Genomic DNA, 21,455 nt, shown 5'->3' with positions numbered 1-21,455 from the left:
CCATGAATACAGCCCAAAAGCTTTCAATTAAAGAGAAGATAGGTTTCGCCCTGGGAGACGGGGCCGCCAATATTGCCTGGAGAGGGGTTTCCACCTTTCTGTTTATATTTTATACCGATGTTTTTGGCCTTCAACCCGCTGCTGTGGGATTGCTGATGTTAATAGCACGGTCCAGCGACGGGGTAAGCGACCTGCTCATGGGTGTGGTGGGTGACCGTACGCGCTCGCGTTACGGTAAGTTCAGGCCCTGGATCCTGTGGACCGCCCTGCCTCTTGGGGCCATCTTGTCGCTCCTGTTTACAGCACCCGATTTGAGTCCCACCGGGAAAATAGTTTACGCTTATACCACCTACATCATTTTCACACTTGTTTATACCGCCAATAACATTCCCTATGGCGCCTTAATGGCTGTTATGACGGGAGATGATAAAGAGCGGACCAGCCTGGGCTCCTACCGCATGGTAGGAGCCTTTGGGGGTGGTATGTTGGTTCAGGGGGCCTTGCTTTTTCTGGTGGCTCATTACGGAAATATTTCGTCCGACATTCAGCTGCGTGAGCTTGATCGAGCCAGGTATGAGGTTGTGGTGTCCAGTCCTGAAGAGGTTCCCAACGTCAACATTAAAACCAGTGACGGCATTGCCCTTTTTGCCTGGGCCGATTCTCTGGCTCTGGATCCTGAACACCTTGGGACCAAGGGCAAAAGTTTTTCGATGGAGGCCGGGATTTCCTATACTTTTGTCGTGAGCGGAGAAGAGGGTCTGCAGGTTGGCGACATTGAAATCATCGATCAGAAACGGGGCTACAGCTCCGCCATTTATGTTCTGTCGGTGGTGCTTGCACTTTCCTTATTGGTTACTTTTTTTACCACCCGGGAAAGAGTGCAACCCTTGCCCACGCAGAAGAGCTCTTTGTTGGCCGATTTGGCCGATTTGATTAAAAACAGGCCCTGGTGGATTTTGTTACTGACCGGCTTGATTTTTCAGGTGTACAATTCCATCAAGCAGGGCATTGTGGTGATATATTTCACCCATTACCTGCACAATCAATTGCTGGCAGCTTCTTATATGGTGGCGCTGATGGTGGCCTCCATAGCAGGCGCCATGGCTACGGCTTGGCTGGCCAAACGGCTGGGCAAAAAGCGCTTGTTTGTTTATGCCTTTGTGTTCTCCGGATTGGTGAATGCCCTTTTGGTTTTTTGCGGACCCGGTGATGCCCTTTCCATTTTTGTCATCGGTATAGTTTCCGAGTTTGGGGCGGCCATTTTTCCCACTTTGTTTTTTGCCATGCTGGGCGATGCGGCCGATTATTCGGAGTACATCAATGGTCGACGGGCAACTGGTCTGGTGTATTCGGCGGGGTCCTTCTCCACCAAGTTTGGCGGTGGGGTAGCTGGTGCCATCATTGGCCTGGTGCTCGCTGCCTTTCATTACAACGGACAGGACAGTTCGGCCATTGAGGGCGCTGTGCCGGGCATTATTATGCTCATGAGCTGGATTCCTGCTTTAATCGCCTTGCTGGGAGCGGTGTTGATGGGCATCTATCCGCTCAATCAGGATAAGATGGACGCCATCACTTTAGAACTTAACCGGAGAAGACAGGAAGCCGGCACGCTTTCTACAGCTATAAAATAATACTAAATAATACACACACAAATGAGATTTGGACATTTTGACGACGAGAGAAGGGAGTATGTGATTGAACAGCCCGAAACCCCCTGGCCCTGGATCAACTATTTGGGCAATGAGGATTTCTTTTCGCTGATATCGAATACTGCAGGAGGCTATGCTTTTTATAAAGATGCGAAGTTTCGTCGTTTGACGCGTTACCGCTACAACAATGTCCCGATGGACAATGGCGGACGCTATTTTTACATCAATGATGGGGGCACCGTATGGTCGCCCGGCTGGAAGCCGGTTAAGACACCCCTCGATCATTATGAATGCCGGCACGGCTTGAGTTACACCACCATAAAAGGTGCCAAAAACGGCCTTGAAGCCGAGGTGCTCTACTTTGTCCCCCTGAAATCGTGGTGCGAGGTGCAAAAAGTCAAGTTGACCAATACCGGAAGCAGTACCAAAAGTTTCAAGCTCTTTAGTTTTATGGAGTGGTGCCTTTGGAATGCCGAGGACGACCAGAATAATCTGCAACGCAACTTAAGTACCGGAGAGGTAGAGATTTGCGGATCGACCATTTACCATAAAACGGAGTACAAGGACCGGCGCGACCACTTTGCTTTTTATCATGCCAACACGCCGGTACAGGGTTACGATACCGATCGGGAGTCCTTTGTTGGGCTTTACAACGAGTTTTCGGGACCGCAAGCCGTCCTCGAAGGTCGCCCCCGTAATTCACATGCTCACGGCTGGTCGCCCGTGGCCTCTCACTATTTTGAATTGGAGCTGGCGCCCGGCGAAAGCAAAGAGCTGATCTTTTTGCTGGGCTATGTGGAGAACAAGGAGGAAGAGAAGTGGGAAAGCAAAGGGCTTATCAATAAGGAAAAGGCATTGCGGGAGATTGCCCTTTTTGACACCCCTGAGAAGGTCGAGCGTGCCATGTCCGATCTGCGTGCCCACTGGGACCGTTTGTTGGGCGTTTTTTCGGTCAGGAGCGGGGACGAAAAACTCGACCGCATGGTCAATATCTGGAATCAGTACCAGTGTATGGTTACTTTTAATATGTCGCGCTCAGCCTCTTTCTTTGAGGTGGGGATTGGTCGTGGAATGGGCTTCCGTGATTCCAACCAGGATTTGATTGGTTTTGTGCATCAGATTCCGGAGCGGGCCCGTGAGCGAATCATCGACATTGCTTCTACTCAGTTTGAGGACGGCGGGGCCTATCACCAGTATCAACCCTTGACCAAGCGCGGCAACGATGCCATTGGTGGCAACTTTAACGACGATCCGCTTTGGCTCATTTTGTCGACCGTGGACTACATTAAAGAGACCGGTGATTTTTCGCTGCTGGACGAGTTGGTGCCTTTCGACAACGATGAAAGTACGGCCAAGCCGCATTTTGACCACCTTAAGGCTTCCTTCAACCATGTGATAAACAATCTGGGTCCACACGGTTTGCCTTTGATTGGGCGGGCCGACTGGAACGACTGTCTTAATTTGAACTGCTTTTCGAAGGATCCGAACGAGTCCTTTCAAACTACTGAGAATAAAAGTGGCGGTACAGCCGAGTCGTTGATGATTGCCGGTTTGTTTGTGGTTTATGGTCGCGAGTATGCGCAACTCTGTCGCCAAATTGGGCAGAAAGAAGAAGCTGTAAGGGCAGAGCGTCATGTTGAGAAAATGGTGGATGCCGTTAAACAGCATGGTTGGGATGGCGACTGGTATTTGAGGGCCTATGACTTTTTTGGAAATAAGGTGGGAAGTCGTGAAAATGAGGAGGGCCAGATTTTTATTGAATCACAGGGTTGGTGTGCCATGGCTGGTATCGGTCAGGAAGAGGGCATGGTGGAGAAGGCGCTGGATGCGGTTAAAGAGCGGCTCGACACCCCCTACGGTATTGTTCTCAACAATCCTGCCTTTACCCGTTACGTAATTGAATACGGTGAAATTTCAACCTATCCACCCGGATACAAGGAAAATGCCGGCATTTTCTGTCACAACAATCCCTGGATCATGATCGGTGAGACTGTTTTGGGACGGGGAGAGCGGGCCTGGGAGTACTACCAGAAAATTTGTCCCGCCTACCTGGAGGACATCAGTGAATTGCATAAAACCGAGCCCTATGTTTATGCTCAGATGGTAGCAGGAAAAGATGCCTTTAAACCTGGCGAGGCCAAGAACTCCTGGCTGACGGGCACGGCCTCCTGGAATTTTTACGCCATCAGTCGCTATATTCTGGGCATCCAGCCCCAGTATGAAGGCTTGTTGATCGACCCCTGCATTCCAGCCACCTGGAAGGGCTTTGAGGTTGTTCGGAAATTCCGTGGAGCGGTATATGAAATAAAGGTAACGAACCCCAAAGGGGTAAGTAAGGGGGTTGCTGCGGTAAGCATCAATGGCAAAGAGCACAGCGCTAACTTGTTGCCGGTTCTTCCGGCTGGAACCCATCAAATCGAAGTGACCATGGGCTGATCTTTTTTTAACCAAACCAAATACACTATGTACCACACCCTTAAATCACTATTTTTTATTTTATTGTTTTCCCTTTTGTTCATGGCCTGTCAGGAGCCAGGTACTACAAACAATGCGCATAAAAGCAGTCTGCTGTACAACCAGTATGCCTATTTTGAGGAAGGGCCTAAGCTGGCCTTGGTTGCGGCGGAGGTTGATTTGTTTGTTTTGTTGGACGACCGTGGGAAGGAAGTCTTTCGTGCTGTTCCTGAGCCTGCACAGTATTGGGCAGCATCTGGAGATTCTGTACGCAAGGTCGATTTCAGCGACTTGCGTGAAACAGGGAATTATACGGTGGTGTTACAGGGCAGTGATGAGCGTCATCAGCTGGCAGTCAACGCAGACGCTTATCGGGCGCTCAGCAAAAGTGCCCTGAAAGCGTTTTATCTGAACCGTACTTCTATTCCCATTGCGGAGGAATATGCGGGCCCCTGGGCACGTCCGGCCGGACATCCCGATACCCTGGTCTATGTTCACGCTTCAGCGGCCGACGACTTGCGTCCGGAAGGCACTGTTATCTCCTCCCCGCTGGGCTGGTACGATGCCGGTGACTACAACAAGTATGTCGTCAACAGCGGCATCACCACCTACACCTTGCTGCGTGCCCTCGAGGATCAGCGCAGTTATTACGACGAATTGGAGGTGAACATCCCCGAAAGTGGAAGCGGTCTGCCCGATTTATTATCCGAGCTGCTGTTTAATTTGCGTTGGGTTTTAAGTATGCAGGATCCGAATGATGGAGGAGTCTATCACAAACTCACCACCCAGCAGTTTGAGGGTTTTGTGATGCCGCATGAAGCCACTAACCCCCGTTATGTGGTCGCCAAATCCACCGCAGCAGCGCTTAATTATGCTGCGCTCAGCGCGGCGGCAGCTCGTATGCTGGAACCGTGGTCGGAGCAGTTGCCGGGTTTGACCGACAGTTGTCGGGTGGCGGCAGAAGAAGCCTGGCAGTGGGCCCTTGCCCATCCGGAGCTGTATTACCAACAGCCTGCCGATATCGCTACCGGGGCCTATGGCGACGACAATCTGAGTGATGAGTGGTTCTGGGCGGCAGCCGAACTTTATTTGCTGAATGGTTCGGACGCATATAAAGAGGTGCTGATGCAAAAGTACGCTCAGCCGCAGGTTCCGTCCTGGAATCAGGTTGAAACACTCGGATTTTATAGTCTGCTGAGTCGTTACGATGAGCTGCCCGACGAGTTGCGCGAGCTGGGTGTGCGCAGAGACTTCCTTGATCTGGCTGCCCGTTTGGCCTTGGTGTCTGAGCAGTCGCCCTATGGGGTGAGTATCCAAAATTTTGTTTGGGGATCCAATTCTCAGGTAGCCAATGAGGGAATGATTAAGCTGTTTGCCCATGCGCTCACTGGTAGGCCCCAATATTTGAATTCGGCGGTTTCCGATTTGGACTACATTTTGGGTCGTAACGCTACGGGTTTTTGTTTTATCACCGGTTTCGGAACCAAGCGCATTTTTAATATTCACCATCGACCGGCTGCAGCCGATGGTATTGATGATCCCATCCCCGGCTTTTTGGCAGGTGGTCCCAATTTGGCCACGTTTGAAGACTGTCCCGATGCCGAACGCAGTACTTATCCCGCTAAATCGTATGTGGATTTGGAATGCAGCTATTCCACCAACGAAATAGCTATAAATTGGAATGCCCCTCTGGTCTATTTACTGGGCGGTCTGGACGCCCGGATGACCCGATAACTCTATGTAAACAAAGCACCCAACCGGCCTGGTTTGGTCGCTCAGCCGGTTGAGTGCAAGCCTCTTAATTTCAATCAGTATTAATTAAAACTAAGGAGTTCCAAAGGTATGGAAAAAACACAAGTGTTTAGGAGTTTTGGCCTGTTAAAAAAGGTCAAAACGCTAGGCTGTCAGTTGTTTGCGAAAACAATGACAGTAGTAGTTTTATGTTCTTTTTTTAGTTTGACCGCTTTTGGTCAGGAGACCAATACTGTCAGCGGTAAAGTAAGCGATACCCAAGGCGAGCCATTGCCTGGTGTTAACGTGGTGGTGAAAGGCACCTTGCGGGGAGCCATTACCGATATGGACGGCGCCTATTCTATTGAGGCCGCTTCGACCGATGTTTTGGAGTTTAGTTTTGTTGGTTTCTCTGGTCAGGAAGTGCCTGTTGAAAACCAGACTGTTATCAATGTAAGCTTGTCCGAAACGATTAGTGATTTGGATGAAGTCGTGGTAGTGGGCTATGGTGTTCAGCGTAAGAGTGTGGTTACCGCAGCCATCTCGTCGGTTAAATCGGAGGACCTCGAACGTGGAGCTGTGGGGCGTGTGGAGCACGCCATACAGGGGAAAACCGCAGGAATATCGGTGTTGCCGGTGTCCGGTTCACCGGGTGCCGGTGTCAAAATCCGGGTCCGAGGTACCGGATCTAACGGCAAAAGTGATCCCTTGTACATTGTGGATGGGATGAAGACTTCTTCCATCAATGATTTGAACCCCAATGACATCGCCTCTATGGAGATTTTGAAGGATGCCGCTTCTGCTGCCATTTACGGAACAGAAGGGGCCAATGGGGTTGTGCTCATCACGACCAAGATGGGAAAGAAGGGTGAAGCAAAAGTGAATTATGATTTTCAGTATGGAATTCAGCGTCTTTCAACCGGAATGGAGTTGATGAATGCTGCAGAATACAAGCAGTTTATGACGGAGGCCGGATTGACCATCAACAACAATGAAGGCTACGATACCGATTGGCTTTCTGAGATTTCGGAGGCTGCTCCCATGCAAAGGCATAACCTGAGTGTGTCGGGCGGTGGGGAAAAAACGACCTATATGGTGGCCGGTTCTTATTTGAATCAGGATGGTGCCATTGGTGGTTCCAACGCTGCTTTTGAAAGGTACACCTTTAGGATAAATACCAAAAGTGAGGTTAAGCCCTGGTTGGAGATCGGAAATAATTTGAATTTTGCCCATTCGAATCGTCAAATGCTTCCCGAGGACGATGAATACCGGTCTGTAGTAAACAGCGCCTTGCTGATGGATCCCTACACTCCGGTTCTTGAAAATGGCGTTACCCCGGCCATCCAGACCGAAGTGGATAAGGGCACGGTGTTTTTAACCAATTCTGCCGGTCGATATTATGCGCTGGGACGTTTTGTTACCGGTGAAACGGCCAACCCGGTGGCTTTCATTGAAAACACGCACAACCAGGAGATCACCGATAAACTGCTGGCCTCCTTTTACGCTACCCTGAAACCATTTGCCGGTTTTTCATTCACCTCAAGGGTGGGTATGGAGTTGAATTACGTCACCCGAAAAGCCTGGTCGCCCAAGTACTACTTTTCGGTAGAGCGAAGCAATCAGGTTAATATTGTTGAAGACTGGATCGACAAATACAGTAATGTATTGTGGGAGAACTTCGCCTCCTACAACAGAAGGATTGGCGAGCATGAACTGACCGGTCTGGTGGGGATGTCGTACGAAGATTTTAAGCATCCCAATTACTACCTTAAGTCCCAAATGCCCAAGGAGGGAGATGCCTTTGCCTATCATGAATACAGTGTAGAGAAGTCCACCAACCGGGTGGGGGGACAATGGGAAGATTTAACTAAGATCTCCTATTTCGGAAGGTTGAGTTACAATCTTAAAAATCGCTATATGCTTGAAGCTACGCTTCGTCGCGACGGTGCCAGTGTGCTACCTGTAGGCAATCAGTGGGGTAATTTCCCTTCCGTTTCAGCCGGGTGGAACATTTCTGAAGAAAACTTCTGGAGCATCGACGCGATTGATATGTTGAAGTTAAGAGCCAGTTGGGGTGAAAATGGAAGCATAATGAATGTGGTTCCCTTTAGCGATAAAGAATTTTGGGTTTCGACCAATATTATGTATCCCGGCGAGGACGAATCATTGAATCAGGGGGTTCGAATTGAGAAACCCATCAATCCCGAATTGGGTTGGGAGAAGTCGGAGCAGACCAATATTGGTTTGGATTTGTATTCACTCGACAGCAGGTTGAGTTTTTCGTTCGATTACTATAAAAAAGTGACCGAAGGATTGCTGACCGATGATTCTCCCGTGCTTTCAACCGGATACTATGGTGTTCCTTCTATTAATGGGGGAACTGTTGAAAACAGTGGACTTGAATTTTCCCTGGGTTTCGGCGACCAAACCCCCGGGGGATTAAAATATAATTTTAGTGTGAATTTAAGTACCCTGAAGAATGAAGTGACCGATTTGGTTAACGATACCCCCATACAGGGAGCTGCCCTTCGGGGGTACGATTTAACCTGGTTCGAAGAAGGAAAGCCGCTCTGGTATTTCCGGGGGTATAAAACCGAAGGGATTGACCCTCAAACCGGAGAAGTTATTGTGGCAGATGTTTCGGGCGACGGGGAGATCTCCGCTGCCGATATTACTGAAATTGGTGATCCTCACCCGGATTTACTGTACGGTGCCTCCGTTAATCTCGAATATAAGCATTTCGATTTCGGTCTTTTTATGCAGGGTGTTAAAGGCAACGATGTTTTTATGGGCTGGTACCGGACCGATCGTCCCACTACCAATAAACCCGCATATTTTTATACCGACAGATGGACTACTCCCGGTCAGAGTGCTTCTATGCCCGCACCGGATAACGAAAGTGATTACATTTACCGCAGCGACCTGATGGTAGGGGATGGATCGTACCTGCGCATTAAGCAAATCCAGTTGGGCTATACCATTCCGCGTGATGTGCTTGCCACAGCAGGCTTGGAGCGCGCCCGTCTTTTTGTTTCGCTCGACGACTACTTTACCTTTACCAAGTATAAGGGAATGGATCCCGAGGCCGGGAGCAGTGAGGATCAGCGATTGGGAATCGATCGTGGTTTGTATCCCCTGACTAAGAAGGTCATGTTCGGTATTTCTGTTACTTTTTAACTCCTAATGGTTTATTACAATGAAGACTTTATTTAAAAAACATATCGCATTGCTGTTGGTGCTGACCGGGTTAGCAGCCTGTTCAGAGGACGATCTGATAAAAGACTCTACCGGACGTTTTGACAGCGCCAATTACCTGACCACCGAAGCGGAAGCCGAGCAGGCCGTTATTGGAATTTACGACTACCTGTCGGTGGCTTACAACAACTATAACGACTGGTCGAGCCTTTTTGCTGTAAAGGTTTTGCCCGCCGACGACGCCTATACCGGCGGAGCCGGTCCGGCCGATGCACCAAAGTTGCAGGAAATCGGACGACTGGTGCACGAAATGGACAATCCGGCCATTAAGGACGTATGGCATGCCCTTTATCGTATTGTGAATGCTTCCAATGCATTGATCAACAATATTGGAGACGTGGAGAATAAGGAAAGAATCGTTGCTGAAGCCAAGTTTTTCAGGGCCTACGCTTATTTTGAGTTGGTAACCATGTATGGTGCTGTTCCTTATTATACGGTTAATGCCTCTTCGAAGGCAGAGGAAAGCAAGCCCAGGACCGCTGTGGCCGACATATACTCGGCTATTGAAACCGATTTGACCGATGCGGCCGCTGTTCTTCCGCTGAAAAGTGAACTTCCGGAGCTTCAGAAGTACCGGGTTGCCAAAGGAAGTGCCCAATCTTTATTGGGAAAAGTTTATTTGTATCAGGAAAAATTTCCACAAGCCCACCAGGTGCTTCAGCTGGTTATCGACAGTGAAGAGTATGGATTGGAGCCCGATTACAGCACCATTTGGCTGAAGGAGAAAAGGGCTGGATTGGAATCGGTTTTTGAAGTGCTGTATACCAGTCAGAACAGCCACGATTGGGGTGGCCCCTGGGACGGTACGGCCGAGTCGAATTTTATGGTGATCTTGATGGGGCCCCGCGGTGGCGCTTTTGCCAATTTGGACGTGATTGGTCTTAATGCCGGCTGGGGGGTTAATGTACCTACTCAGGAAATCGGAGATCTCTTGTATGCCGATGCCGGTGAAAACCGGAGAAGCGGCTCGCTTATTTCTGAAGCAGACTTTTTGGCTGCCGGTGGAACTGTTGACCATTCGGTGGCTGATTTCCATTGGGCCCAGTACGATGGTTATATTCGGATGAAGTATTCAACTGTGGCTACTGAGACCGGCGGTCCGGTGCCGGAGGTGAATTATGGCACTCCCTTCAAGATCATACGCTATGCCGATGTGTTGCTCATGGCGGCCGAGGCTTACACCAGAGACAACCAAAGCGGCCTGGCTGTTCCGCTCATCAAACTGGTTCGTGAAAGGGCAGGCGATACCGATCACAGCGCCTGGGAGGATTTGACCGGTGACGCACTTTTTGATTTCATTGTAAAGGAGCGTCAGCTGGAATTGGCCTTTGAAGGGCAGAGGTATTGGGATTTGGTTCGCTGGGGTTTGGCCGATGAGGAAGTGCCCGGCTTCGAGTCGAATAAGCATGAGCTTTTCCCCATTCCCCTGGCCGAAATAAATTTGAACAGCGCCATTGAGCTGTCTGATCAAAATCCAGGCTATTAACGATTTTAGGGTTGGGGTTTCGGGGGCTGCAGGCGTATTTGTCTGCAGCCCCTGTTTTTTATTTAAAAGGCTGTCAGTTATCCAGAGGCAGGGTAAAATAGAAGGTGCTTCCTTTTCCCGATTCTGATTCCATCCAAATGCGTCCGCCCAAAAGTTCGCAAAGATGCTTGGAAATGGAGAGGCCAAGTCCCGTTCCCCTGTGCACTTTGGAGCTGAGTGGCTCTATCTTGTGAAAACGTTGAAAGAGTTTTTGTTGGTTGGCGGCAGAGATGCCAATTCCAGTATCCTTAACAAAGCAACGCAGTTGTGCCGGGTTTTCCGGGTCGGGTTCGTAGCCAAAGCTGATGCTGCCCTTTTCGGTGAACTTAATGGCGTTGTTGATGAGGTTGCTGAATATTTGCCAAACTCTTCCTTTGTCGGTATGAAGAAACAAGGTTTCATTTTCTTCCGGAAACTGGCGTATCAGGATTACCGACTTGTCTTTCAGTTCTTTGTTGCTTTGATAGTGCAGTTGAAGGTCCGCCAAAAATTGATGAAAGTCGATCTGCTGCTTCTTTATGACCAGTTGGTTGGCTTCGATAATGCTGATGTCAATAATGTCGTTGATTAATTGCAGCAAGGCATTGCTGTTGGTTTGGATGATGGTGTTGATGCGGGCGCGCTCTTCGGGGTCAAATTCATCCGCTTCGAGCAGGTCGATGAAGCCCATAATGGCATTAAGTGGTGTGCGGATTTCGTGACTCATATTGGCCAGGAAGGCGGACTTTAAACGATCGCTTTCTTCGGCTTTCTGCAAAGCTTCTTCAAGGTCCCTGGTCCGGTCGGCCACCATTAACTCCAGATTTTGTCGGTGGATTTTCAGTTCCAGGTTCTGCCGAGAAATGCGGTCCCGTTGTCGGCGCAGGGCTTTGTTGTGCTTTTCCACCTGTTGGTTAGATTCTTCCAGTTTGTTGTAGGCTTCAAACAAATCGTGGGTGCGTGCTTCCACTTCCTGACGAAGAATGCGTTCCCTGCGTTTGGCGGTGTTGATTTTCAGGTACCAGCTTAGCGCGATAATGGCCAGTCCCAATATAATCAGGGCCGGCATAAACCACGACTTTTTCCAAAGGGGTGCGGGAATGATGATCTCCAGTTCGAGGGGCTGGGTCGACCAAATCTCATCATTGTTGGCTCCTCTTACCATAAAACGGTAACTGCCCGGAGGCAGATTGGTGTAGGTGGCAAAATTGCGGTTCCCTGCACTTATCCACTCCTCATCAAATGGCTCCAGTCGGTAAGAATATATATTCTCATCCGGCTTGGTGAAATCCAGAAGGGCAAACTCAAAGGAGATGTAGTTGCTGTTGTAATCCAGGGTAAAGCTTTCGAAATGGTTGATGTCGATGGCCTCTACCTGGTTAAAAACTTCCAGTCGGGATAAAATAAGAGGAGCCTGATAAGGTTGATATTCGATGGCGGAGGGTTCAAATATATTGAGTCCGCCTGCCCCGCCCATCAGGATCAGCCCTTCAGCTGTCTTCGCGTGCGCATTGATCTCATAAATGAGTCCCTGTAGCCCATGGTGCGATCCAAAGTTTTCGAAGCGTTCCTTTTCCGGATTGTAGCGACTGATGCCACTGTGGGTCCCCATCCACAACATTCCCTCTTCATCTTCAACAATGTGATAAATGGAGTTGGAGGGCAGCAATTCGGGGTTGGACATGGATCGGAACTGTCGGCTCTCCGGGTCAAAGAGGTTTAATCCGTCGGATTTTGTTCCGATCCAGAACCGGCCGTTCTGATCGATGTGCAGGGCCCTTACCTGGTTGCCGCTGATGGCTCCGGGCGTGTTGGGCCGGGCCTGGTGATTTACCAGACTGTCGTTGTGCGTATGGTATTCAAACAGTCCGTTGTTGGAGGTGGCTATCCAGAGGACGCCATCCGGGTCTTTCATGATACGGGTAATCCCAATATTGCTTTCCGCATCAAAAAATTCTTTGTGTTGTGTGGGTAAAGGACTCATCTTTTTCTCCTTGAGGGAGAAGCGGTACAAACCATTGGTTGTTCCTATCCAAAGCCAGGCGCTGTCCTCAATGAAAAAGTTTCGGGCATGGAGGTTGACGTGCCGGGTAAAGTCCTTGGGGTTTTTTACCGAGGTGCTCCAGACCCCATTGGCGCTGCCCACCCACAGCAGTCCTTCCTCGTCCTCAGCCAGACATTCAATACGGTTACTTCTTAGTCTGCCCGGTTTCCATTCTGTTCCAAAAACCTCAAAACTTTCTGTGCTTCGGTCGTAGCGATTAAGGCCGCCTCCTTTGGTGCCCACCCAAAGGTAGCCACGACTGTCTTCCAATGCAGTCAGCACAAATTCGTTGCTGAGTCCCTCCCCCGGACTTTGATCTGCCCGCAGCAAGGCAAAGGTGTTTTGCCGCTTGTCGTAATAGTGCAAACCCCCAAATTTGGTGCTGATCCAGATGAGGCCTGATCGACTTTCTATAATCTCTCTTATGGCGTTGCTTTTGAGTTGATTGCTGGTGTATTGGTCCGCATTCAAATAGGTGATTTGGTCGGCTGCCTTCAGATTGATCATCACCAGGCCATCGTTGGAGCTGCCGGCCCACAGCCTGTCTTCCTTGTCGACGAGCAGCGACAAATAGGTGCAAGAATTAAGGTGGCGGAGTCCGGGTTGGCGAAAAGTAAAGTGATGAAAGCGCTCCTCGTTTACCGTAAAGTAATGCAGTCCCGATTGGCTGGCCAGCCACAGCGTGTCTGCATCGTTGTTGGAAGTGATGAAGCGGATGGCGTTGGTGCCTCCCTGCCGAAGACGGTTTTCCCAGTTTTTAATTTCAGTATTGATGTTGCCGGAGAAATCATGGATGGTCATGGTCCATTCCTCGGGGTTCGCCCGGTACGTTTCAGGTTCTACCCGAAACAAGCCGTTGAGCACCGATCCTATCCAAATGTTGCCCTTCTTATCCATGTGCAAATCGCTCACTTCATTGTTGGCAGCGGGATTATCGGCGTCGTGATTGTGCAAAAATCGGAAGAATCGGTCTTCAGATGGCAGGTAAATGCTGACTCCGTTGGCTGTTGCGAGCCACAAACGGCCCAAAGGATCCGGCAGAATATCGTTGATGGTGTTTGAGGATAGACTCAGACTATCGTCTGCATCGAATTGAAAACGTTGAAAAAGGCCTGTGCTTCGGTTCAATTTGTTCAGTCCGTTGGGTGTGGCCACCCAAATGGCTCCTTCCTGGTCTTCGTATATTTTAGTGGGGTAGTTGGAGCTGATGCTTTGTAAATCATCCGGACTGTTCTGATAGATGGTGTAGTTTTTTCCGTCAAATTTTACCAGACCTGTAGATTCTATTCCCATCCAAAGCAAACCCAGGTGATCTTCATAAATGCATTGCACCGATTCACCTGGTATTTTATTGAAGGAAGAAAAGTGGTTCAGGGAAAATGAATTGCCCGGCAGTCCCCAGGCCGTTCTTGCGCTCCCCCAAAGAGCCAATACCAGCAGCAGGCAAACAAGGAACTGACGATTAATCATAGTAAACAATTGCGACAACAAATAGTTTTGCGGTATTACCCCTTAATGGATGGTAAAGTTACAAAAAGTAGCTGATTTTATGCCAAGTGATTATCTCAAAGAACACTTGGCGTATTTTATTTGGCCGTGCCACGGCCTTGTCCTGCTGCTCCTGCTTGCAAGTTTGCAGTTGACTTTTTTGGGCTTTTTTGAGTCTTTTTCAGACTTTGTTGTTGTTGTTGAAAATCAGCGGGTTTAACGATTGTTTTGATACAAATGCAGCCCTTCTGAATTACATTTTATCCCCCCTGCTGTACAAATGCTACCCATAACCTGAACAAATCACCCAAAATCTAAAATAGTGTTAAAATACCTTTGGAAATCATTAGCCGACGCAGCTGCTTAGTTGCAATCAAAAATTAAATGAACTAAAACGAACGCTATGTTAAAAAAATGTTTGTTGCTATTATTAATGGTTTTGGCAGGGTCGTCCCTTTGGGCCCAGCTGACTGTAACCGGAACGGTTACAGATTCCAATTACGATCCGGTTCCCGGCGTCTCCGTGGTGATAAAGGGCACTAGCGTAGGTACCATCAGTGATATTGACGGAAATTACGCTCTGCAGGCAGCAGCCAGCGATGTGCTGGTATTCTCCTTTGTGGGTATGAATACCCAGGAACTTGCTGTTGAAGGACGCAGCACCATCAATGTTACCATGCAGTCTTCCTTCCTCGATTTGGAAGAAGTAGTGGTTGTAGGATATGGCGTGCAAAAGAAGAAGTTGAATACCGGGGCCACCATTCAGGTGAAGGGCGACGATATTCAGCGGATGAATACCACCTCGCCTTTGCAAGCCTTGCAGGGACAAACCCCCGGGGTGAGCATCAGTTCCACCTCAGGTCAGCCCGGTGCCGATATGAAAGTGACCATCCGTGGTTTGGGTACCATCGGGAATTCTGGTCCTCTTTACATTATCGACGGCATTGAAGGCGACATCACTTCCATCTCTCCGTCAGACATTGAGAGTATTGATGTGCTCAAGGATGCTGCATCTGCGGCCATTTATGGTTCTCAGGCAGCCAACGGAGTGGTTTTGGTTACCACCAAAACCGGTCAGGCCGGCAAGGGCCTGGTAAGCTTTGATGCCTATTACGGCATTCAGCAACTGCCTCGCTATACCGACATGCTCAACCGCCAGGAATATATGGCCATTATGCAGGAGCAGGCCGCCAATTCCGGCTCAGCGCTGTATAATCCCTCCATCTTCAACGGTACAGCCGATACCGACTGGGTACAAGAGATGTTTGTGGAAGATGCCGTAACTCAGAATTATAATTTAGGGGTAAGTGGTGGTTCAGAAAGTTCTGTTTATGCCTTGTCATTGAATTATACCGGACAGGAAGGTGTGGTTGGCGGACCCAAAGTCTCCAATTACGAGCGTTATGGCTTTCGTTTGAACACCGAGCATAAGTTGTACAATGAGGTTTTGAAGGTAGGCCAACACCTGAACTTCAGTTACATTAAAAAGAATGGTATTCAGGTGGGCAATCAGTACAACAATACGCTGCGTAGTGCTTTTATGACCTCTCCGTTGGCCCCTGTTTACAGCGACAACGGAAAATATGGTTTGCCCTACAACGACACTTCGGCCTCGGAGTGGTACGATGGCGATGGCAACCCCTACGGTCATATGATGATCAACAACAACCGAGAGAACGACGACCAGCGCCTGCTGGCCGATGTGTATGCTGAGCTGAACCCCATTGAGAACCTGACCTTGAAAACGGTTTTTGGTATCAATTACTATGCCGGTGAATACCGAAGTTTTAGTCCCCTCTACCGTTTTTCAGTTTACTCGTACAATGAGGATCACACCAGTGTTGAGCAGAGTATGTCTAAGGGGCATACGCTTACCTGGACCAACACCGCCAATTATAGTTTTGAGCTGAACGATCACAGTTTTGATGTGCTGGCAGGTATGGAATCCATTCAATACCAGGGCATGAGTGTAAAGGGAACCAATTGGGATTTGCTCGACCAGTTCAACAGCTGGGAGTATGCCTACCTCGACAACACGACGGGTCAGGCCACCTCCATTGAAGATGAGGAAGGCAACATTGTAGGGGTTACCGAAAAACGTACTGTTGGTGGCGGTCCTTCTGTTCAGGCCCGCAGGGCTTCGTACTTTGGGCGACTGGGATACAACTACAGAGAGAAGTATATGTTGAATGCCACCTTCAGGGCCGATGGATCTTCGAAGTTTCAGCAGGGCAACCGTTGGGGCTACTTTCCTTCTGTATCGGCAGGATGGGTTTTGAGTGAAGAAGGCTTCCTAGCGAACACCGGAAATGTTATGGATTATTTGAAGCTTCGTGCCAGTTGGGGGCAGGTGGGTAACCAAAACATTGAGAGTTTTCAGTATGCTTCCCCCATGATAATCACCAATTTCGACGGCGACTCACCGGCGGGTTACTATTTGTTCGGAACCACCCTGGGCTCGAACCTGAAGGGCGCCTATCCCGGTCGCCTGGCCAATCCCTCTGTAAAGTGGGAAACCTCTGAGCAGATTAACGTCGGAGTGGATGCCCGTTTTTTGGCTGCCCGACTGGGCTTAAACATGGATTACTACATCAAGACCACCAAGGACTGGCTGGTGGAGGCGCCCATTTTGGGAACAGCCGGAACCGGAGCACCTTTTATTAATGGTGGAGATGTAAAAAATACAGGTGTAGAACTGGGCCTGAACTGGAACGATCAGTTGGGCGATCTGCGTTACGCCATTGCCGTGAATGGGGCCTACAATAAGAACGAGGTGGGTTCCATACCTACCGAAGACGGCATTATTCACGGTGAGACCAATATGCTGTACGATAACTCGGAAGAGTTTTACCGGGCACAAAACGGATACGCCATTGGCTATTTCTGGGGATTCGAGACCGCCGGCATTTTTCAGAACGAGGCAGAAATTGCAGATTGGAGAGCAGCCGGAAACGGCATCTATCAGTCGAACGTTAAGCCTGGTGATGTGATTTATGTGGATCAGAACAAGGACGGGAAAATTGACCAGGGAGATAAAGTCGACCTGGGCAACGGCATGCCCGATTTCACCTTTGGATTTAGTGTGAATTTGGATTATAAGAACTTTGATTTTAATGTGACAGCCAATGGCGTTGCAGGCAACAAGATTGTACAATCGTACCGCAATCATGCCAACAAAAAGGCCAACTATACCTCCGCTGTGTTGGATCGGTGGACCGGGGAAGGGACTTCCAACAAAATGCCAAGGGTCACCGAAGGCAACGTGAACTGGAACTTCTCCGACCTTTATTTGCAGGATGGTGATTATTTGCGCATCAGCAATATTTCGTTGGGTTACGATTTCAGCAACCTGGTGAATTGGGAGTACCTGAGCCAGTTCCGTCTCTATGCCCAGGTGCAGAATGCCTTCACCTTTACCAAATACAACGGCATGGATCCTGAGATTGGTTATGGAACCAGTGACTGGGTGTCGGGCATTGATTTGGGCTATTACCCGCGCCCCAGAGTCTATTTGGTGGGTGTAAATGTTAAATTCTAATGCTAAAAAATCAGAGTTTATGAAGTCAATAAAATTATATTTAGTCGCAGCCATGGGGGTGGCCACACTGGGCTTGTCTTCCTGCTCGGAAGGCTTCCTGGATGTGGAACCGCAGACCTCCCTTTTTGATGAGAACTTTTATGCGACCCAGGCCGATGCCGAACTGGCATTGATTGGTTGCTACGATGGTTGGCAACGGACTTCCTCCGATGTCGATGCGTCCTTCTATTTGTTGTCTGAGGTGATGTCTGACCAGTGTTTTGGTGGTGTGGGCATAACCGATGACCGCAACTATCAGGCCATCGACCGTTTCGATCTCAGTCAGGCTCCCACCTATTCGGACCTTGGCAATGACCTTTGGACAAGCTACTACCGAGGCATTTTCCGTTGCAATAAATTGTTGCAGGAGCTCGACAACATCAGCTGGAACGGGGCCGATGAGGCCGACCAACTGGCCAATAGAAAGCGTGTTGAAGGGGAAACCCGCGTACTTCGTGCCATCTTGTATTTCGATATGGTTCGTTTGTTCGGAAACATTCCCTTGCTGACCGAGCCTACTGAGGCCAATGTGCCACAAGCCAATCCCGATGAGGTTTATGCTTTAATTGCCGACGATTTGCTTTTTGGTGCTGAAAACATCCCCTCAGACGCCTATCCCAAAGCCAATGCTGCCGAGAACGACGGGCGCATAACTGCATGGGCAGCCAAAGCACTGTTGGGCCGTGTTTATTTGTACTATACCGGTTACTTTGAAAAAAGCGATCTGGTAGGAAAGGTGAATGCTCAGCAGGCGCTTGGTCACCTCGAGGACGTTATAAACAGTCAGGAGTACGATTTGGTTAGCGAGTTTAAAGACTTGTGGCCGGCATCGAGCATTGTGGTAACTACCGATGAGGAAGGCAATCGTGTTGCCGAGAGCTCCGGAGCTTATAAGCGCGGAAATGTGGAAAGTGTATTGGTGAAGAAATTTAACTATACCCAGGACTACAACGGCAATATGGACGGCAACCGCTGGATGGTTATGTTGGGTCTGCGCAAGCACAGCACCTTTCCTTACGGAAGAGGTTGGGGCGCTTGTACGGTACATCCCAAGGTGGCTGCTGCCTTTGGTAACGGCGATCTGCGTCGCGCCGCTTCGCTTATTGATTTGGCGGGTGAAGGTCTGGAAGACGGTTTTGAGTCCTTGACCGAACAACGTGAGTACACCGGATATACCATTAAGAAGTACACGCCCATGAGTAAGTGGGAAGAAGGTGCCGACGGCACGCTCACACTGGTCGACGAGGTCTCTGGTCTGGGAGAAGGTGATTTTCAAGCTTCGCAGTACCAGGATTGGGTGATCATTCGCTATGCCGATGTGCTTTTAATGGCTGCAGAGTTGGGGAGTGCCAACGCAGCAAGCTATCTGAACAAGGTGCGCCAACGGGCCTACACCTCTGAAGGTGCAGTAGGAGAGGGCTACGTGGAAGTGGCTCCCAGTGCAGTCAATATCCTGAAAGAGCGTGAGCTGGAATTTGCCTTTGAGGGTATTCGCTACTGGGATTTATTGCGTCAGGGCGTCGATGCTGCTGCTGCAATAATAGCCGAAGAAGGTGGTGTTGAAGTGCTTTCTGGAGGGAACGACGATAAAGTTGTGATTAAAGCCGCAGATTTTAAAGAGAAGAAAGGCTTGTTTCAAATTCCGCAAACCCAGATAACGCTTTCGAACAGGGTGCTGAAGCAAAACGCCGGTTGGTAATCATTTAAAACAACTGAATTATGAGAATCAATATATGGAACACCACAAAGGCGGTATTGGCAGCAGGAGTCGTGCTGTTCACCGCCTGTCAGCCCGACGAGTTTGAATTGGGCGACTTGTTGAAGAAGGAGGAGCTGAAGTACAGCATTACTCAGGATGCCAGTGACCCCAACGCGATAGTGCTGCAGGCTCAGAATCCCGGACATCAGCCCTTCTGGATCACCCCCATGGGCCGGAGCACCCTTGCTCAGGACACCGTTCGCATACCATTCGAGGGCGAATACAGCTTTGTCTATGGTGTAATATCTGCCGGAGGTGTGGTTCAGGCCGATACTTTTAAGCTGAACCTGACCACCACCAACCTCAATTACGTGAACGATCCCCTGTGGACGCTTTTGAGTGGCGGTGTGGGCGAAGAAAAGACCTGGTATTTGGACAATGGCAGTTACGGCCTGGCTCCGGGGCCTCTTTCCTATGCCGACCCCTCTGTTGACCAGGAATTTCAAAATTATACCGTCAACTGGGATCCGGGGAACATGCCTCCCGGTTCTACCGATGAGAACATGGGTTGGAACAGTACGATGACTTTCTCTTTGAAAAATGGGGCCTTTTTCTCAGCTGTTAAGTACAATGAGGGCGGCACAGAAGAGAGTCCCAAGTTGGAGTCGGGCACTTACTTTTTAAATGTTAATTCAAAAACGCTGGATATTGTCGATGCCAATTTGTTGCGTCCGGACAATTATATCGAGAATGCTTCGAATTGGAATACCGCCATCAAGGTGGTGGAACTGACCGAGAATCAGTTGCGTGTAGCCATTATGCGTACCAATGATGAGGGGCCCTGGTATTACATTCTTAGTTATGTTTCTAAAGATTATGCCGATAATTACGATCCAGGTGATGTGCCCGATCCCGAGCCTCAGTTGCCTGCCGATTGGAAAGAGGAAGTGTCGCAAGTGGTTTCTACCACCATTACCTGGAAATTATCTACCCAAAACCCGCTCGATTGGGCCAACCTGGACGGCAGTCGCATGAATGGCTGGAATGCTCCGGAGGACTACCCCGACTGGCTCGGGACACCCGATCCTTCGGTTTATGAAGGTTTTTCGCTGGTGATGAATTCGGCCGATGGCAGTGTCGTTTATACTGCGCCGGACGGAACACAGGAGGAAGGCAGTTTTACGCTCGACAACAAGGGTATTTATACCTTCGAAGGCATTGCGCCCTCTTTCTCTGTAATTGGCTGGGCTTCGTTTGGACTCACCGCTGAGAATCAGTTGCGCATCCTCTCGATTGAGAAAGATGTGTTGGGTAATTTGAGTGGCATGTGGGTAGGTGCCAAAGATCCCGTTAAGCCGGAGTATTCTGCCTATCATCTGGTGCCCTCCATGGGGGCGGGCGCTACAGATCCTGTAGAAGCTACGCGTAAGGCCATTGTAAAAGCGCTCACTGGATCAGGTACCAGAACCTTTAAGCCAGATCCCAATTGGTTTGTTGATTGGGTTGGAGTTGGACCTGATTTTAGTGGAGGATGGACCAGTGCAGAGACTTTTGGAGAGGATTACACTTCTAATGGCTGGGTTTGGGACGCTGCGGCAGCCGATATTGCAGAAAGCGCTTCTCTTGAGTTTACCCTGGTGGATGGAAATATATCTCTAACTGTCCGACAGGTGCTGACCACGGAACACGAGGAGGTTGACGGCGAAAATTCTGTTTGGGTTACCGATGAGGTAGACGAGAATTTTTCACAGACAGGAACTGTTGTTATTGATCCTGAGGGTTTGACTTTAACCTTTGATATTCCTCTGATAGATTATGCGGGTTCTGCTCCAAGGTGGCTGTCTTCGGAAGGCAATGAAGGGACCTGGTTTATTATGCCCCACGGGGACTCCAGTCTCAGTACTGTAGAAGCAGAGGGTTTGTGGTTGGGTTACTCCAGTAGTGAGGAAGAAACCACCATTTTGCATTATGTTATTGAGTAGGAGGAAGGCTTAAATATTAGGTTTGTTATTATGGAGTCAAAGGCTTAGGCCTTTGACTCCAACTTTAATTTC

At 49.4% G+C, this 21,455-nt stretch carries 10 protein-coding genes; 9 read left to right on the top strand and 1 reads right to left on the bottom strand.

Going from position 1 to position 21,455, the window contains the following annotated elements:
- Positions 1 to 2: 2 nt before the first annotated feature.
- From B4W65_RS05730 to B4W65_RS05710, 5 genes are all read left to right on the top strand, one after another.
- Positions 3 to 1,631 carry an MFS transporter gene (locus B4W65_RS05730; RefSeq protein WP_088654167.1) on the top strand — a complete coding sequence of 543 codons (1,629 nt, stop codon included), beginning with the start codon at positions 3 to 5 and terminating at the stop codon, positions 1,629 to 1,631.
- Between the two features lie 21 nt (positions 1,632 to 1,652).
- Positions 1,653 to 4,085, top strand: a complete 2,433-nt coding sequence (locus tag B4W65_RS05725; RefSeq protein WP_088654166.1) for a GH36-type glycosyl hydrolase domain-containing protein — start codon at positions 1,653 to 1,655, stop codon at positions 4,083 to 4,085.
- A 27-nt stretch (positions 4,086 to 4,112) separates the two neighbouring features.
- Entirely contained in the window at positions 4,113 to 5,837 is a 1,725-nt protein-coding gene (locus B4W65_RS05720; protein ID WP_088654165.1) for a glycoside hydrolase family 9 protein, read from the top strand.
- A gap of 189 nt (positions 5,838 to 6,026) precedes the next feature.
- Positions 6,027 to 9,011, top strand: a complete 2,985-nt coding sequence (locus B4W65_RS05715) for a SusC/RagA family TonB-linked outer membrane protein (RefSeq protein WP_240509494.1) — start codon at positions 6,027 to 6,029, stop codon at positions 9,009 to 9,011.
- Between the two features lie 19 nt (positions 9,012 to 9,030).
- Complete coding sequence (locus B4W65_RS05710; RefSeq protein ID WP_088654163.1) at positions 9,031 to 10,575, top strand: RagB/SusD family nutrient uptake outer membrane protein; 1,545 nt, start codon at positions 9,031 to 9,033, stop codon at positions 10,573 to 10,575.
- Between the two features lie 73 nt (positions 10,576 to 10,648).
- Here the strand turns inward: B4W65_RS05710 and B4W65_RS05705 are convergent, their stop codons facing one another.
- Positions 10,649 to 14,107, bottom strand: coding sequence for a hybrid sensor histidine kinase/response regulator (locus B4W65_RS05705; protein WP_088654162.1), 3,459 nt, complete (start codon positions 14,105 to 14,107; stop codon positions 10,649 to 10,651).
- A gap of 49 nt (positions 14,108 to 14,156) precedes the next feature.
- Here B4W65_RS05705 and B4W65_RS05700 point away from each other — a divergent pair, with 49 nt between their 5' ends.
- The 4 genes from B4W65_RS05700 (at position 14,157) to B4W65_RS05685 (ending at position 21,383) form a co-directional block, all read left to right on the top strand.
- Positions 14,157 to 14,345: a hypothetical protein gene (locus B4W65_RS05700; RefSeq protein ID WP_088654161.1), complete on the top strand. Its 189-nt coding sequence runs from the start codon at positions 14,157 to 14,159 to the stop codon at positions 14,343 to 14,345.
- Positions 14,346 to 14,528: 183 nt separating this feature from the next.
- On the top strand, positions 14,529 to 17,663 hold the full coding sequence (locus B4W65_RS05695) for a SusC/RagA family TonB-linked outer membrane protein (protein ID WP_088654160.1): 3,135 nt from the start codon (positions 14,529 to 14,531) through the stop codon (positions 17,661 to 17,663).
- A gap of 19 nt (positions 17,664 to 17,682) precedes the next feature.
- Positions 17,683 to 19,401 (top strand): RagB/SusD family nutrient uptake outer membrane protein, encoded by a 1,719-nt coding sequence (locus B4W65_RS05690; protein WP_088654159.1) that lies wholly within the window; start codon positions 17,683 to 17,685, stop codon positions 19,399 to 19,401.
- A 20-nt stretch (positions 19,402 to 19,421) separates the two neighbouring features.
- Complete coding sequence (locus tag B4W65_RS05685; protein WP_088654158.1) at positions 19,422 to 21,383, top strand: hypothetical protein; 1,962 nt, start codon at positions 19,422 to 19,424, stop codon at positions 21,381 to 21,383.
- The last annotated feature ends 72 nt before the right edge of the window (positions 21,384 to 21,455 follow it).

The organism is Geofilum rhodophaeum, from assembly GCF_002210225.1.
GTDB classification, from domain to species: Bacteria; Bacteroidota; Bacteroidia; order Bacteroidales; family Marinilabiliaceae; genus Geofilum; species Geofilum rhodophaeum.
This window is presented reverse-complemented; position numbering and strand designations above follow the sequence as displayed.